13 protein-coding genes are annotated in these 14,050 nt (G+C 71.5%); 12 read left to right on the forward strand and 1 reads right to left on the reverse strand.

What is annotated here, in order from left to right; genetic code table 11:
• The first annotated feature begins 278 nt into the window (after window positions 1-278).
• The 10 genes from kdpF (at window position 279) to ABD691_RS05785 (ending at window position 11,267) form a co-directional block, all read left to right on the forward strand.
• Complete coding sequence (kdpF, locus tag ABD691_RS05740; RefSeq protein WP_344678348.1) at window positions 279-374, forward strand: K(+)-transporting ATPase subunit F; 96 nt, start codon at window positions 279-281, stop codon at window positions 372-374.
• Entirely contained in the window at window positions 374-2,035 is a 1,662-nt protein-coding gene (gene kdpA / locus ABD691_RS05745; RefSeq protein WP_344678349.1) for a potassium-transporting ATPase subunit KdpA, read from the forward strand. Before kdpF ends, kdpA begins: the two co-directional genes overlap by 1 nt.
• Complete coding sequence (kdpB, locus tag ABD691_RS05750; protein ID WP_344678350.1) at window positions 2,032-4,089, forward strand: potassium-transporting ATPase subunit KdpB; 2,058 nt, start codon at window positions 2,032-2,034, stop codon at window positions 4,087-4,089. The genes kdpA and kdpB overlap by 4 nt, the downstream gene beginning before the upstream one ends.
• Window positions 4,089-4,679 carry a potassium-transporting ATPase subunit C gene (locus ABD691_RS05755; RefSeq protein ID WP_344678351.1) on the forward strand — a complete coding sequence of 197 codons (591 nt, stop codon included), beginning with the start codon at window positions 4,089-4,091 and terminating at the stop codon, window positions 4,677-4,679. Before kdpB ends, ABD691_RS05755 begins: the two co-directional genes overlap by 1 nt.
• A gap of 124 nt (window positions 4,680-4,803) precedes the next feature.
• Window positions 4,804-7,350 carry a DUF4118 domain-containing protein gene (locus ABD691_RS05760; RefSeq protein WP_344678352.1) on the forward strand — a complete coding sequence of 849 codons (2,547 nt, stop codon included), beginning with the start codon at window positions 4,804-4,806 and terminating at the stop codon, window positions 7,348-7,350.
• Window positions 7,347-8,027: a response regulator gene (locus ABD691_RS05765; protein WP_344678353.1), complete on the forward strand. Its 681-nt coding sequence runs from the start codon at window positions 7,347-7,349 to the stop codon at window positions 8,025-8,027. The genes ABD691_RS05760 and ABD691_RS05765 overlap by 4 nt, the downstream gene beginning before the upstream one ends.
• Window positions 8,028-8,209: 182 nt before the next feature.
• Window positions 8,210-8,578: a hypothetical protein gene (locus tag ABD691_RS05770; RefSeq protein ID WP_344678354.1), complete on the forward strand. Its 369-nt coding sequence runs from the start codon at window positions 8,210-8,212 to the stop codon at window positions 8,576-8,578.
• Complete coding sequence (locus ABD691_RS05775; RefSeq protein WP_344678355.1) at window positions 8,575-9,171, forward strand: DUF3558 domain-containing protein; 597 nt, start codon at window positions 8,575-8,577, stop codon at window positions 9,169-9,171. The genes ABD691_RS05770 and ABD691_RS05775 overlap by 4 nt, the downstream gene beginning before the upstream one ends.
• Before the next feature lie 10 nt (window positions 9,172-9,181).
• Window positions 9,182-10,465 carry a hypothetical protein gene (locus ABD691_RS05780; protein WP_344678357.1) on the forward strand — a complete coding sequence of 428 codons (1,284 nt, stop codon included), beginning with the start codon at window positions 9,182-9,184 and terminating at the stop codon, window positions 10,463-10,465.
• Between the two features lies 1 nt (window position 10,466).
• Window positions 10,467-11,267, forward strand: a complete 801-nt coding sequence (locus ABD691_RS05785) for an ESX secretion-associated protein EspG (protein WP_344678358.1) — start codon at window positions 10,467-10,469, stop codon at window positions 11,265-11,267.
• Between the two features lie 5 nt (window positions 11,268-11,272).
• Here ABD691_RS05785 and ABD691_RS05790 read toward each other — a convergent pair whose 3' ends face one another.
• Window positions 11,273-11,635 (reverse strand): winged helix-turn-helix transcriptional regulator, encoded by a 363-nt coding sequence (locus tag ABD691_RS05790; RefSeq protein WP_344678359.1) that lies wholly within the window; start codon window positions 11,633-11,635, stop codon window positions 11,273-11,275.
• Window positions 11,636-11,776: 141 nt separating this feature from the next.
• Between ABD691_RS05790 and ABD691_RS05795 the strand changes: the two genes are divergently transcribed.
• Together ABD691_RS05795 and ABD691_RS05800 are read left to right on the forward strand one after the other, a co-directional pair.
• Window positions 11,777-13,318 (forward strand): MFS transporter, encoded by a 1,542-nt coding sequence (locus ABD691_RS05795; RefSeq protein WP_344678360.1) that lies wholly within the window; start codon window positions 11,777-11,779, stop codon window positions 13,316-13,318.
• Window positions 13,294-14,040 carry an APH(3') family aminoglycoside O-phosphotransferase gene (locus tag ABD691_RS05800; RefSeq protein ID WP_344678361.1) on the forward strand — a complete coding sequence of 249 codons (747 nt, stop codon included), beginning with the start codon at window positions 13,294-13,296 and terminating at the stop codon, window positions 14,038-14,040. The genes ABD691_RS05795 and ABD691_RS05800 overlap by 25 nt, the downstream gene beginning before the upstream one ends.
• Window positions 14,041-14,050: the final 10 nt, after the last annotated feature.

Consider the following 14,050-nt stretch of genomic DNA (forward strand, 5'->3'; position numbering starts at 1 on the left):
GGAGTGAAGTCGCCCACTCGCATTCCGCTCATATGCCGCGAGCCCGGCGAAAACGGCGCGTAAGCAACGCGTCAAAGCCCTGATCGGGGGCGTCAAGGAGCTGTCATGCCCGGTTCCGGCCGGGTTTTCGGCGACAACACTCGGAACGGCCGCCGGACCCGGCGGCGTGTCCTTCGTTCGAGTTAGGGGTGCACCGCGGTGGCTGATCTGGCCTACGCCGTGTTGCTGATCGGTGGGTTCCTCGTCCTCGCGCTGACGCTGCGCGGTTTGGAGCGTTTGTGAGCACCGTGTTGGCCAATTCCGCCGGTGGCGTCTTGGCCCTGCTGTTGATCGGTTACCTGTTCTTCGCACTCGTCCGGCCGGAGAAGTTCTGATGAGTTCCCCCGTGGCCGGCCTGGTCCAGGTCGGCCTCCTGATCCTGGCCATCGCCGTCTTCTACCGCCCCTTCGGCGACTACATGGCCCGCGTCTACACCAGCGACAAGCACTGGCGCGTCGAGCGCGCGGTGTACAAGGTCGTGCGCATCGACGGCGACTCGTCGCAGCGCTGGACCACCTACGCCGCGGGCGTGCTCGGGTTCTCGCTGGTGTCGATCGTCCTGCTGTACCTGATGCAGCGCCTGCAACACCTGTTGCCGCTGAGCTTCGGCCGCGGTCCGGTCGAACCGGGCACGGCGTTCAACACCGCCGTCAGCTTCGTCACCAACACCAACTGGCAGTCCTACGTGCCGGAGCAGGTGCTCGGCCACACCGTCCAGATGGCCGGGCTGACCGTGCAGAACTTCGTCTCCGCGGCGGTCGGGATGGCGGTGGCGATCGCGCTGGTGCGCGGTTTCGCCGGTACCGGCACGGACCGGATCGGCAACGTCTGGGTGGACATCACCCGCGGTGTCACCCGGATCCTGCTGCCGATCGCGGCGGTGGCCGCGGTCGTCCTGGTCGCGCTCGGCGGCGCGATGACGCTGGCCTCGGGCATCGAGGTCACCGGCCTGGACGGCCGGACCCACACCATCGCCAGCGCCCCGATCGCCAGCCAGGAGGTCATCAAGGAGCTGGGCACCAACGGCGGCGGCGTGCTCAACGCCAACTCCGCGCACCCGTTCTCCAACCCCGGCGGGTGGTCGAACCTGCTGGAGATCTTCCTGATCCTGGTGATCCCGCTGTGCCTCACGCGCACCTTCGGCACCATGGTCGGCGACCGCAGGCAGGGCAGGGTGCTGCTGTCGGTGATGGTGACCCTGATGGTCGTCATGACCAGCGTGACCTGGTGGGCCGAGACCCACCCGAACGGCCCCGCGGCGCTGGCCGCGGGCGGCGCGATGGAGGGCAAGGAAGCCCGCTTCGGCGAGTACCTGTCCGCGCTTTTCGCCGTCGTGACAACGGGAACCTCGACCGGCGCGGTCAACTCCATGCACGACAGCTTCACCGGTCTCGGCGGCGGCGTGGCGCTGCTGAACATGCTGCTCGGCGAGGTCGCGCCCGGAGGTGTCGGCGCGGGCCTGTACGGGATGCTGATGCTGGCGGTGATCGCGGTGTTCCTGGCCGGCCTGATGGTCGGCCGCACACCGGAGTACCTGGGCAAGAAGCTGGGGCGCAAGGAGATCACGGCCGCGGCGATCTCGATCCTGGCCATGCCGACCGCCGTCCTGCTGGGCGCCGGAACAGCGCTTGCGCTGCCGGGCACGGTGGACGCCCTGAACAACAGCGGCGCGCACGGTCTGTCCGAAGTGCTCTACGCGTACGCCTCCACCGGCAACAACAACGGCAGCGCCTTCGCCGGTCTGACCGTGACCAGCGACTTCTTCCAGGCGACGCTGGGCGTCGCGATGCTCATCGGCCGGTTCGTGCCGATCCTGGCGGTGCTGGCGCTGGCGGGCGCTCTCGCGCAGCAGCAACGGGTTCCCGCGACCGCCGGAACCCTGCCCACGACCGGTCCGCTGTTCGCCGGCCTGCTCGGCGGCACCGTCGTCCTCGTCGCAGCGCTGACGTTCCTGCCCGCTCTCGCCCTCGGCCCGATCGCGGAGGCCCTCGCATGACCACGACGCTGGAGAAACCGCAGGCCGCACCGGCGGCCCGCAAGATGTCGGTGGGTGCGTTCAGCCCCCGCCAGCTGCTGACCTCGCTGCCCGAAGCGCTGCGCAAGCTGCACCCGAAGCACCAGCTCGCCAACCCCGTCATGTTCGTGGTGTGGGTCGGATCCGTTCTGGTGACGGTGCTGACGGCCTCTGAACCGAGCGTGTTCAGCATCGCCGTGGCGCTGTGGCTGTGGTTCACCGTGCTGTTCGCCAACCTCGCCGAGGCGGTCGCCGAAGGCCGCGGCCGGGCGCAGGCGGAATCCCTGCGCCGCACCAAAACCGAGTCCGTCGCCCGCAGGCTGACCGACGACGGCGGCGAGGAGCAGGTCCCGGGGAACGCGCTGCGCGTCGGTGACCGCGTGGTCGTCGAGGCGGGGCAGGTGATCCCCGGTGACGGCGACGTCGTCGAGGGCATCGCCACCGTCGACGAGTCGGCCATCACGGGTGAATCCGCCCCGGTGATCCGGGAATCCGGCGGTGACCGGTCCGCGGTGACCGCGGGCACCACGGTGCTGTCGGACCGGATCGTCGTGCGGATCACGACCAAGCCCGGCGAGACCTTCGTCGACCGGATGATCGCCCTGGTCGAGGGCGCGCAGCGGCAGAAGACGCCGAACGAGATCGCGCTGACGATCCTGCTCTCCACGCTGACGATCATCTTCCTGCTCGCCGTGCTGGCGTTGCAGCCGATGGCCGGGTACTCCGGCGGTCTGCTGTCGGTCGTCGTGCTCACCGCGCTGCTGGTGTGCCTGATCCCGACCACCATCGGCGCGCTGCTGTCGGCGATCGGGATCGCGGGCATGGACCGGCTGGTGCAGCGCAACGTGCTGGCCAAGTCCGGCCGGGCCGTGGAGGCCGCGGGCGACGTCGACACGCTGCTGCTGGACAAGACCGGCACCATCACCTTCGGCAACCGCCGCGCGACCGAGATCATCCCGGTCGGCGGCGTCACCGAAGCCGAGCTGGCCGAGGTCGCGCGGCTGTCCAGCCTCGCCGACGAGACCCCGGAAGGCACCTCGATCGTCGAGTTCTGCGCCGAGAAGTACGAGGCGGTGTCCGACCCCGGGCCGGGCGTCGAGCCGGTCGCGTTCACCGCGCAGACCCGGATGAGCGGTATCGACATCGGCGACCGCGAGATCCGCAAGGGTGCGGCAGGCGCCGTGCGGGCGTGGGCCGGTTCGCTTCCGTCCGAAGTGGACGAGATCGTCGACCGGATCGCTTCCGAGGGCGGCACCCCGCTCGTGGTGGCCGAGCGCGGCAGCGGGCGGGTCCGGGTGGTCGGCGTGGTGCGGCTGTCCGATGTGGTCAAACCGGGCATGAAGGAGCGCTTCGCCGAACTGCGCGCGATGGGCATCCGCACCGTGATGGTCACCGGCGACAACGCCCTGACCGCCAAGGCGATCGCGGCCGAGGCCGGCGTCGACGACTTCCTCGCCGAGGCCAGGCCCGAGGACAAGATGGCGCTGATCCGCTCCGAGCAGGAGGGCGGGCGGCTGGTCGCGATGACCGGTGACGGCACCAACGACGCCCCGGCGCTGGCCCAGGCCGACGTCGGCGTCGCGATGAACACCGGCACCGCCGCGGCCAAGGAAGCGGGCAACATGGTCGACCTCGACTCCGATCCGACCAAGCTGATCGAGATCGTCGAGATCGGCAAGCAGCTGCTGATCACCCGCGGCGCGCTGACCACCTTCAGCATCGCCAACGACCTGGCCAAGTACTTCGCGATCCTGCCTGCGATGTTCGTGGCGATCCACCCGCAGCTGGACGCGCTCAACATCATGCGGCTGGCCACGCCCACCTCGGCGATCCTGTCCGCGGTGATCTTCAACGCGCTGGTCATCGTCGGCCTGATCCCGCTGGCGCTGCGCGGGGTCCGGTACCGGCCGGGCAGCGCGAGCGCGCTGCTGCGGCGCAATCTGCTCGTCTACGGGCTCGGCGGCATCGTCACGCCGTTCGCCGGCATCTGGCTGATCGACCTGCTGGTCCGCTTCGTCCCGGGAGTGGGGTTCTGATGCTGTTCCGCCAAACGATGGCCGGGCTGCGGTTGCTGCTGGTGCTGACCGCGCTGCTCGGCGTGGTCTACCCGCTGGCGGTGTGGGGCGTCACCAGGCTGCCGGGCCTGCACGCCAACGCCGAGGGATCTCGGATCGTGGTCGACGGCCGGGTGGTCGGATCCTCGCTGATCGGCGTCGACCCGGTGCCCGCCGACCCGGCCCGCGACCCGTACTTCCACACCCGCCCGGCGGCCTCGGCGGAGACCGCGACCGGCCCCGGCGACCCGTCGTCGACCGGCGGCTCGAACCACGCGGGCGACAACCCCGACCTGCTGGCGGCGGTGCGGGAGCGGCGTGCCGCGATCGCCGCGCGCGAGGGTGTGGCGCCGGAGCGGGTGCCGGTGGACGCCGTCACCGCCTCGGCCAGCGGGGTCGACCCGCACATCAGCCCCGCCTACGCGGAACTCCAGGTGCCCCGTGTCGCTCGCGTCACCGGACTGCCCGAGGGCGAGGTCCGGAAGTTGGTGGCCGCGCATACTTCCGGTGGTTTGGTTGAGCAGGAAGTTGTCAACGTGACCCTGCTGAACGTGGCCGTGCACGATCGGTGAGTCGGGTGCCCGCGGATCTTTCGGTGGTCCGCGGGCACACCTCCGTCGGGAAAACCGGATAGCGGGGGGTTCGAACGGCTGCTGATGCGTGTTGTTAATAACGGCTCGTAGGAGACTGGAGAGCGTGGCTGGTAGGAGTGGCAAACGCGGCGAGCTGAGGATCTACCTCGGCTCGGCACCCGGTGTCGGCAAGACCTACGCGATGCTCGGCGAGGCGCATCGCCGGGCCGAGCGCGGCACCGACGTCGTGGTGGGTCTGGTGGAGACGCACGCCCGCGCGAAGACCGCCGCGCTGATCGACGGGCTGGAGGTGGTGCCGCGCCGCCGCATCGAGCACCGCGGCGTCGAGGTGACCGAGATGGATCTCGACGCGCTGCTCGCGCGCAAACCGGAGGTGGCCGTGGTCGACGAGCTCGCGCACACCAACGCCCCCGGCTCGCGAAACGAGAAGCGCTGGCAGGACATCGACGAACTGCTCGACGCGGGCATCAACGTGCTGTCCACGGTCAACGTCCAGCACCTGGAGAGCCTCAACGACGTGGTGGAGACCATCACCGGCGTCCGCCAGCAGGAGACGGTGCCGGACGAGGTCGTGCGCCGCGCGGGCCAGATCGAGCTGGCCGACATCACCCCGGAGGCCCTGCGCCGCCGGATGGCGCACGGCAACGTCTACCCGGCCGACCGGGTGGACGCGGCCCTCGGCAACTACTTCCGCACCGGCAACCTGACCGCGCTGCGGGAGCTGGCGCTGCTCTGGCTGGCCGACCAGGTCGACGTGGCCCTGCGCCGCTACCGCGCCGAACGCAGGATCACCGAGACCTGGGAGGCCCGCGAGCGCGTGGTCGTGGCCATCACCGGCGGCCCGGAGAGCGAGACGCTGATCCGCCGCGCCCGGCGGATCGCCTCCCGCGCGGGCGCGGAACTGCAGGTCGTGCACGTCCTGCGCGGCGACGGGCTGGCGGGGACCTCGCCGGGCAACCTGGCCAGGGCCAGGCGGCTGGCCGACGGCGTCGGCGCGAGCTTCCACACCGTCGTCGGTGACGACGTGCCGGAGGCGCTGCTGGAGTTCGCGCGCGGTGCCGACGCCACCCAGCTCGTGGTCGGCACCTCGCGGCGGTCCGGCTGGGCGCGGCTGTTCGACGAGGGCATCGGCGCGACGGTCGTGCAGAAGTCGGGCTCGATCGACGTGCACATGGTCACCCACCCCGAGGCGGGCGGGCGGCGGCTGCTCAAGAAGTTCGCCCGCAACCCGCTCTCGCCGACGCGGCAGGTGTGGGGCTGGCTGCTCGCGTTCCTGCTGCCGACCGCGGTCACGGCGGTGGCCTACCTGTCCGGTGCGGTGTCGCTGTCGACCGACGTGGTCGGCTACTTCATGGCCACGGTCCTGGTGGCGATGGTCGGCGGGAAGGCACCGGCGATCGCCACCGCCCTGCTCTCCGGCGGGTTGCTGAACTTCTTCCTCACCCCACCGCTGTACTCGCTGACCGTCGCCGAACCGCAGAACCTGGTGACGCTGCTGGCCATGCTGCTGGTCGGTCTGCTGGTCGCGGTGATGGTCGACCGCGCGGCGCGGCTGACCGAGCGCGCCGCGCACGCCCGCACCGAGGCCGCGCTGCTCGCCTCGTACGCCCGCACGGTGCTCACGCATCCCGATCCGCTGCCCCGGCTGCTGGAGAAGGTCGTGGAGAACTTCGGCCTGTCGTCGGCGGCGCTGCTGGAGCGCGACGACGGGCGGTGGCACGTCGCCGCCTCGACCGGTTCCGCGCCGTGCACCAGACCAGGGGAGTCCGATGTGGACATCGAGGTGAACCAGGACGTGCATTTGGTGCTGAAGGGGCCGGGCGACCGGGCGCTGCCGGCGTCCGACCGGACCGTGCTGGAGGCCGCGGCCGGGCAGGCGCTGGTCGCGCTGCGGCAGCAGCGGATGGCCGCCGAGGCGCAGGACGCGCAGCGCCGCGCCGACGCGACCGAGCTGCGCACGGCGCTGCTGTCGGCGGTCGGGCACGACCTGCGGACGCCGCTGGCGTCGATCAAGGCGTCGGTGAGCAGCCTGCGCGCGCCGGATCTGCGGCTTTCCGAACAGGACACGTCGGAGCTGCTGACCGGGGTGGAGGAGTCCGCCGACCGGCTGGCCGCGCTGGTGGACAACCTGCTCGACTCGTCGCGGCTGGCCACCGGCGCGATCGTGCCGCAGCTGCACCCGGTCGGCTACGACGAGGTGGTGGCCCGCGCGCTGGCCGGGCTGGACGGCAGGCAGCACGTCGAGGTCGACACCGACGAACGCCTGCCGGACGTGCTCGCCGACGCCGGACTGCTGGAGCGGGTGGTGGCCAACGTGGTGCAGAACGCGCTGAAGTACGGGCGGCCCGGCGGCGGCCGGATCAGCGTCCGGGCCAGCGAGCACGCGTCGCGGGTCGAGCTGCGGGTGGTCGACCACGGGCCGGGGCTGCCGGACGGCGCTGCGGAGCAGGTGTTCGCGCCGTTCGAGCGGCTCGGCGACCGGGGGGACCGGGGCGATCAGGGCCCGGCCGGGGTCGGGCTGGGCCTGAGCGTCGCGGAAGGATTCATGGAAGCCATGCAGGGCACGATCCGGGCCGAGGACACCCCGGGTGGCGGTCTGACGATCGTGCTGTCGTTGCCGGTCGCGGGGGAAGAACAGGGGACACGATGACGAGAGTTCTGGTGGTCGACGACGAGCCGCAGCTGCTGCGCGCGCTGCGGATCAACCTGACCGCGCGGGGCTACCAGGTGCTGACCGCCGTCGACGGCAGAGCGGCGCTGCGGGCCGCCGGGGACGGCAAACCCGACGCGGTGGTGCTCGACCTCGGGCTGCCGGACATGGACGGCGGCGAGGTGATCGCCGGGCTGCGCGGCTGGACGACGGTGCCGATCATCGTCCTGTCCGCCCGCACCGACTCCGCGGACAAGGTGCAGGCCCTCGACGCGGGCGCCGACGACTACGTCACCAAGCCCTTCGGCATGGACGAACTGCTCGCCCGCCTGCGGGCGGCCGTCCGCCGCTCGAACACCTCCGCCCCGGAGGACCAGCCGATCGTCGAGACCGAGACCTTCAGCGTCGACCTCGCGGCGAAGAAGGTCCTGCGCGAGGGCGCGGAAGTGCACCTGACCCCCACGGAGTGGGGAATGCTGGAGGTCCTGGTCCGCAACAAGGGCCGGCTGGTGGGGCAGAAGCAGCTGCTCAAGGAGGTCTGGGGACCGACGTACGCGAACGAGACGCACTACCTGCGCGTCTACCTCGCCCAGCTCCGCCGCAAGCTCGAAGCCGACCCGAGCAGCCCCCGCCACCTGATCACCGAGGCGGGCATGGGCTACCGCTTCGAGGTGTGAGGAGGTGACCACCCGGATGCCGGAACCGACTGCTTTCCCCGCAGTGAGTGGACTTCCCCGCGGTTCTCAGGGATGTGCGGTCCGCGTGAAGTTTGACGAACTCGGGCCTTGGCGGGAACCGCCACTGCTAGGGTCTGCGTCGCACTTGGTGATCTGATGCCGCGAACTGGGGGTTCCCCGCGATGACAGCACCGCCTCCGCCGCCGGGCCCCGGCGGCGGCCCCGGCAGGACCATCACGGTCAACAGGGACAACGTCCTCGAAGTTCGCAAGGTCATCCTGCAGGCTGCGGAGGCTGCGCGCGGGAGGCTTCGATCGTTGAAATCCAACCTCATGATCACTCGCCCAGCCGACGACAAGATCAGCACCGCCGCAGCGGCGACGTGGAACGCCAACCTGCTGACGAACACGGATTCGCACTTCACTCGGTTGATGCAGTACGTGGACAAGGTCGAGGACCTCGGCAGGCAGGTCGAGGAAGCCGCCAAGCAATACGGGTACACCGAAGACGAGATCATGGCTTCGTTCCAGCAGAAGGATCCGAACCGATGACCGAGGCTCGACACTGGCTTCTCGGGCTGGCCGCGGTTGGCCTGCTCGCGACCGGGTGCACCACCAGCCCGACTCCGACGCCGGAATCGCCCGCGACTTCGGAAAAGCCGTCGCGCCCCGCAGATCTCGCGGTCGCCGGTAAGCCGGACACAGAGCTTTGCGAACTGTTGACAGCCGAACAGCAGAGCCAGCTGGGTGTCGGCCGCCCGACGCCGGACTCCGAGGTCAACGAGACCACCGGCGTCGGCTTCCCGGGTTGCGGTTGGCTGACGCCTCCCGGTGAGGACCCGCCGTACGACATCACCGTCTACGCCGTCCCGGAGAGCACGAAGGACTTCATGGACCGGCTGAGCCCCGCCTTCCCGGAAACCGAGGCGTCCTACACCGTCGCCGGGTTCCCCGCCAAGCAGGCGCAGCGCGGGGAAAGCCTGGAGCAGCTCGGTTGCATGGTCGGGGTCGACGTCGCCGACGGGCAGACCCTCGGGGTCTTCGTGGGGCCGGGGCTGATGCAGGTCATGAGCAACAAGGACATCTGCGACAAGGCCAAGCAGGCCGCGGAAGCGGCGGTCGCGACGCTGCGGAGCCAGGGGTAGGGGGAGACCGATGGCGGGCATCGACCCGATCCGCGACATCCGGTTCGAGGGGATGGACATCCCCGAGCTGATGCAGTGGATCGCCCAGATCAAGGACGGGCGCGGGACGGAGTCGATGAACTCCGCGGTCCGCGGTCTCGAGGAGTGCGTGCAGGTCGTCGTCGACCTGGACAACACGCTTCGCGCCGAGCTCGGCAAGCTCCAGATCGCCTGGGAGGGCAACGCCGGGAGCATGGCCGCCGCGGCGACGCAGCAGCAGACCGCGGTGATGGCCGAGGCGCAGGACCCGCTGGCGCAGTCGGCGAACAACGTCGACGCGCAGGGCCGAGGATACGAGTCCGCCAAGCACACGCTCCCCAACACCTCCGAGCTGGTCAACACCCAGACCGAGAACCCGATCGAGGCGGGCGCCGGCGCGGTGTTCGGCTACGAGAGCGACTACGACCAGGAAGCCAAGCGGATCGACGGCCAGAAGCAGGCTTCGCAGGCCGCGCTGGGGTCCTACCGCGACACCAGCGTGGCGCAGGCCGACGCCTTCCAGCCGCTGCCGGAGATGGCGCCCGCCGCGGTGAGCGCGCAGTCGGCCGCGGTCGGCGGTTCGCCGAGCGCCGGGATGGGTGGCGGGTTCACCGCGGTTTCCGGCGGCGGTTCCGGGTTCGGTGGCTACTCCGGTGTTCTTCCCGGCGGCGGAACCACTTCCGGCGGCGGGGGGACCTCCGGCGGGGCGACTCCCGGCGCGAATCCCGGCGGCGGCACCACCGGCGGCACCGAGGGCGGTGGCCGCAGTGGCGCCGGTGCGGGCCGGGAGAGCCTCGGTCCCGGCGGCTTCGCCGACCGCACCCCGTCCGGCCCGACGGCCCGGCCCGGGATCGGCCTCGGCACCACGCTCGGCCTCACCGCAGGTGGCGCCGCGGTCGCCGGTCTGGGCGCCGCCGCTGCGGGCAAGGTACTCGGTGGCCGCGGCGGCGCGGGCGGCAGCACCCGCGGCGGCGACGTCAAGGGCGGCGCGATGCGCGGTGGCTCATCCGGCGTCGGCGGCGGCCCCGGCGACACCACCGCCGGGCGGACCGCCGGTGGTTCGGCGACCAGCAGGCCCGCGGCCGGCTCGATGATGGGCCCCGCCGCGACCCGCGGCGAGAAGAGGGACGAGGACGCCGAGCACGACAACAAGTACGCCGTCGAGGAAACCCACTTCGACGACAACCGCCTGGTCGCCCCGGCGGTGCTCGGGCAGGACGAGGAGCAGGCCGAGGAACGGGCCGAGGAGCCCGCCAAGCCCGAGAAGCAGGACTGACGTGCGCCCAGGAGCCGAGGGCGACCCCGTCCTGCTGTCCGCGTTGGAATTCGATGTGGTCTGCGAGGCGGAGAAGCTCGCCGAACGGCGGCACATCGTGCTCAGCGTGCCGAGCCCGGGCACGACCTACACCGAGCGCGCGCGGCTCGTCGCCGACGCGTGGGCGTCGCTGCGGTCCCGCGGGCTCGCCGAGGCGCACCGCGACCGGGTCGACGTCGACCTCGGTGACCTGCTGGTCCTGCTCGACCGCCCGCAGCGCAGCATCGACGTGCGGATCTGGGCCGACCGGCCGATCCGCGCGCTGGCCTCGGCGAACGGCGGCGAGGGGCTGCTGACCATCGTCGACGGTGACGTGGTCGAGCTGACGCCGGTGCGTGCGAGCTCGCTGGCCGAGGCCGCGGTCTCGGTCGCCGGGGACACCGAGCCAGGTCCGGGCCGGACGGTGAGCCTGCCCAACGACGTGCTGCACGAGGCCAGCCGGGAGGCGGGCCCGCACGACATGCAGCTGCTCGTCGACGAGCTGCGCGCGCTCGGCGTCGCCGCCGACGACGCCGCCGAGATCGCGCGGATGGCAGGCGGCATGGGCATGCGCGGCCAGTTCGGCGCCGAGAACTCGCCGCAGCGCGGCGCGAAACCCGACCGCGCCGACCGGGTCGTCGCCTTCCACGACACCCCGGGCGGCCGCTACCTCCACGTCGTCCGCGCCAGCGGCGACGGGCGGCGGTGGAGCACCCTGGCGCCTGCGGGCAACCACCGCATCGCCGAGTACGTGCGGGAACTGCTCGACGAAGTGGCCGAGTAACGAATTCAGGACTCCGCGGAATTCTCCAGGCGTTCCCGGTACCACCGGCCCCACTTGTCGAGATCGCCGATCAAGGTGCTGAGGCTGTCGCCGGTTCCGGTCAGCGCGTACTGGGTCCGCGGCGGTGATTCGGCGAAAACGGTGCGTTCCACAAGACCGTCGTCCTCCAGTTCGCGCAGCTGGCGGGTGAGCATCCGCTGCGTGATTCCCGGCATCGCCCTGCGCAGCTCGCCGAACCGCCGCGGGCCGGTGAGCAGGTACTTCAGGATGAGCAGCTTCCACTTCCCGCCGAGGACGACCAGCGCGACCTCGACGTCGCAGTGGTCGGCCATCTCCTCGATGCGTTCCCGGATCCGCACTTTCCGCACGGTGTGACTGTACCCAGCGCAATTGTCCCGAAATGCGGGCAGGACACCGGATTCGGCGGAGCTGCATTGATATACCGAGTGTGCCTGGGCACTTTCCGGACCGTACTTGATCGGGGTCCCGGCGCGGGTTGCAGTGGGCGGGTGAACACCGAAACTTCCGACGGCACCGGGGAAACGACCGTCCGCCGGTGGCTCGTGCTGGCGATCCTGTGCGCGAGCCTGCTGCTGACCGGGCTCGACCTGACGGTGCTGCACGTCGCGGTGCCCAGCCTGGCGCGGGACCTGCGGCCAAGCGGGGCCGAGCTGCTGTGGATCGTCGACGTCTACTCGCTGACAGTCGCCGCCTTCCTGGTCACCTGCGGTTCGCTGGCCGACCGGGTCGGCCGCAGGCGGGTGGTCCTCGCCGGGTTCGCGCTGTTCGGCCTGGCCTCGCTGGCGGCGGCGTTCGCGGCGAGCACCGCGCAGCTGATCGCCGCCCGAGCGGCGCTGGGGCTGGGCACCGCGCTGATCATGGCGGCGACCGTGGGGATCATCCGCAACGTGTTCCCGGACGACCGGGAGCGGGCGCTGGCGATCGGGCTGTGGACCGCCACGCACAGCCTCGGCACCACCCTCGGCCCGCTGGCAGGTGGGCTCGTCGTCGAGCACTTCCGGTGGGGCGCGGTGTTCCTGATCAACGTTCCGATCGTGGTCGTCGTGCTGGTCGCGGGCGCGCGGCACATCCCCGAGTCGCACAACCCGGCGCCGCGCCGCTGGGACGTGCTCAGCGTGGTGCTCTCGGTGCTCGGCCTCGGCGTCCTGGTCTTCGGGCTCAAGCAGCTCACCGATCCCGCGCCCGCCACCGCTCCGGCGATCGGCGTCGGTGCCGCGCTGCTGGTCTGGTTCGTGTTGCGGCAGCGGAGCATCGGGCATCCGCTGCTCGACCTCGGCCTGTTCCGGAACCGGCGGTTCACCGCGGCGGTGCTGGCGGTGTTCGGGTGCTTCGGTTCCTACGTCGCGATGCTGTTCCTGCTGATGCAGTGGTTCCAGCAGACCGGCGGCTACTCGCCGTTGCAGGCCGGGGCGGCGCTGGTCCCGCTGGCCGTGGCGAACGCGCTCGGTGCGACGCTCGCGCCCTGGGTGTCCGCCCGCCTGGGCAACCGGGCGGCGATGGCGGTCGCGCTGGTGTCGTTCGCGGTGGCGTTGACCGCGTTCGCCGCCGCCGGGCAGACCTCCGGGTACCCGCTCGTCGCGGTGTTGCTGGCGGTCGCGGGATTCGGCGCGGGGATCGTCATGACCGCGGGCGCGGACTCGATCACCGCCGCGGTCAGCCCGCACCGGGCCGGAGAGGCGGCGGCCATCCAGGAGACGTCCTTCGAGCTCTCCGCCGGGGTCGGGGTGGCGGTGTTCGGGTCCGTGCTGGCGGTGTCCTACCGGCTGGCGATCCCGGCGCTGCCCGCGCTCGCGCCGGAGGACGCGGCTGCGGTGCGGGAGTCCATCAGCTCGGTTCCCGACGTGCGGCACCACCTCGGTCCGGAGGATGCCGCCGCCCTGCACGAGCTGACCGCCGGCGCCTTCGACGGCGGCATCCGGATCGCTTCGGTCGCAGCCGCTGTCATGCTTCTGGTCACCGCCGCGCTGACGGCAAACCTGTTGCGCGCACGTGGCAACCTTGACCCGTGGAAATCCCGGGAGCAGTGCTGACCGCTGTCGGTGCGGACGCGGTCTGGTCCCGCGATCACGAGGGGAACAGCGGCGGCGTCTGGAAGGTGAGCGGGGCCGCGGGGACGTTCTTCGCCCGGTGCGGGCAGACCGCCGCGCTCGAACACCAGCGGTTGCGCTGGCTGGCCGGTCGGATCGAAGTCCCCGCCGTCGCCGCCTTCGCGGACGGCGAGCAGCCGTGGCTCGTGCTGGCGGACGTGCGGGCGCCGTCGCTGCCCGCCGCGCGGTTGAGCGACCCGGCGGAGGCCGGAACGATCATGGGCCGGCTCCTGCGCCGCCTGCACTCGCTCCCGGTGCGGGACTGCCCGTTCCGCTCGCCGGTCGCGACCCTCGTCGACCAGGCCCGGCGGCGGGTGGCCGAGAACCTGGTGGACCACGACGACTTCGACGACGACCACCGCGGTGCGACTCCCGGCGCACTGCTGGAGCGGCTGGTCGAGCTCCGGCCACCGGACGCGGACCTCGCCGTCACCCACGGCGACTTCTGCCCGGACAACGTCCTGCTCCGGCCGGACGGGTCGGCAGTCCTGATCGACGTCTCCCGGCTGGGCGTCGCCGACCGCCACCGGGACATCGCGCTGGCCCGGCGGAACCTGGCCGACGACTTCGGAACCGAGGCGGTCGACGCGTTCACCGCGGCCAGCGGGTTCGACCCGGATCCGGATCGTCTGTACTGGTACCGGCTGCTGGACGAGTTCTTCTGAGAAGAGGTCC

It is taken from the genome of Saccharopolyspora taberi (assembly GCF_039534165.1).
In the GTDB taxonomy this organism is placed as follows: domain Bacteria; phylum Actinomycetota; class Actinomycetes; order Mycobacteriales; family Pseudonocardiaceae; genus Saccharopolyspora_D; species Saccharopolyspora_D taberi.

Excerpts from the sequence above, each read along its gene's own strand:
- ABD691_RS05775 (WP_344678355.1), top strand. The coding sequence starts at position 8,575 with ATGACCGAGGCTCGACACTGGCTTCTCGGGCTGGCCGCGGTTGGCCTG.
- ABD691_RS05765 (WP_344678353.1), top strand. The coding sequence starts at position 7,347 with ATGACGAGAGTTCTGGTGGTCGACGACGAGCCGCAGCTGCTGCGCGCG.
- ABD691_RS05755 (WP_344678351.1), top strand. The coding sequence starts at position 4,089 with ATGCTGTTCCGCCAAACGATGGCCGGGCTGCGGTTGCTGCTGGTGCTG.
- kdpA (WP_344678349.1), top strand. The coding sequence starts at position 374 with ATGAGTTCCCCCGTGGCCGGCCTGGTCCAGGTCGGCCTCCTGATCCTG.
- ABD691_RS05770 (WP_344678354.1), top strand. The coding sequence starts at position 8,210 with ATGACAGCACCGCCTCCGCCGCCGGGCCCCGGCGGCGGCCCCGGCAGG.
- kdpB (WP_344678350.1), top strand. The coding sequence starts at position 2,032 with ATGACCACGACGCTGGAGAAACCGCAGGCCGCACCGGCGGCCCGCAAG.
- ABD691_RS05780 (WP_344678357.1), top strand. The coding sequence starts at position 9,182 with ATGGCGGGCATCGACCCGATCCGCGACATCCGGTTCGAGGGGATGGAC.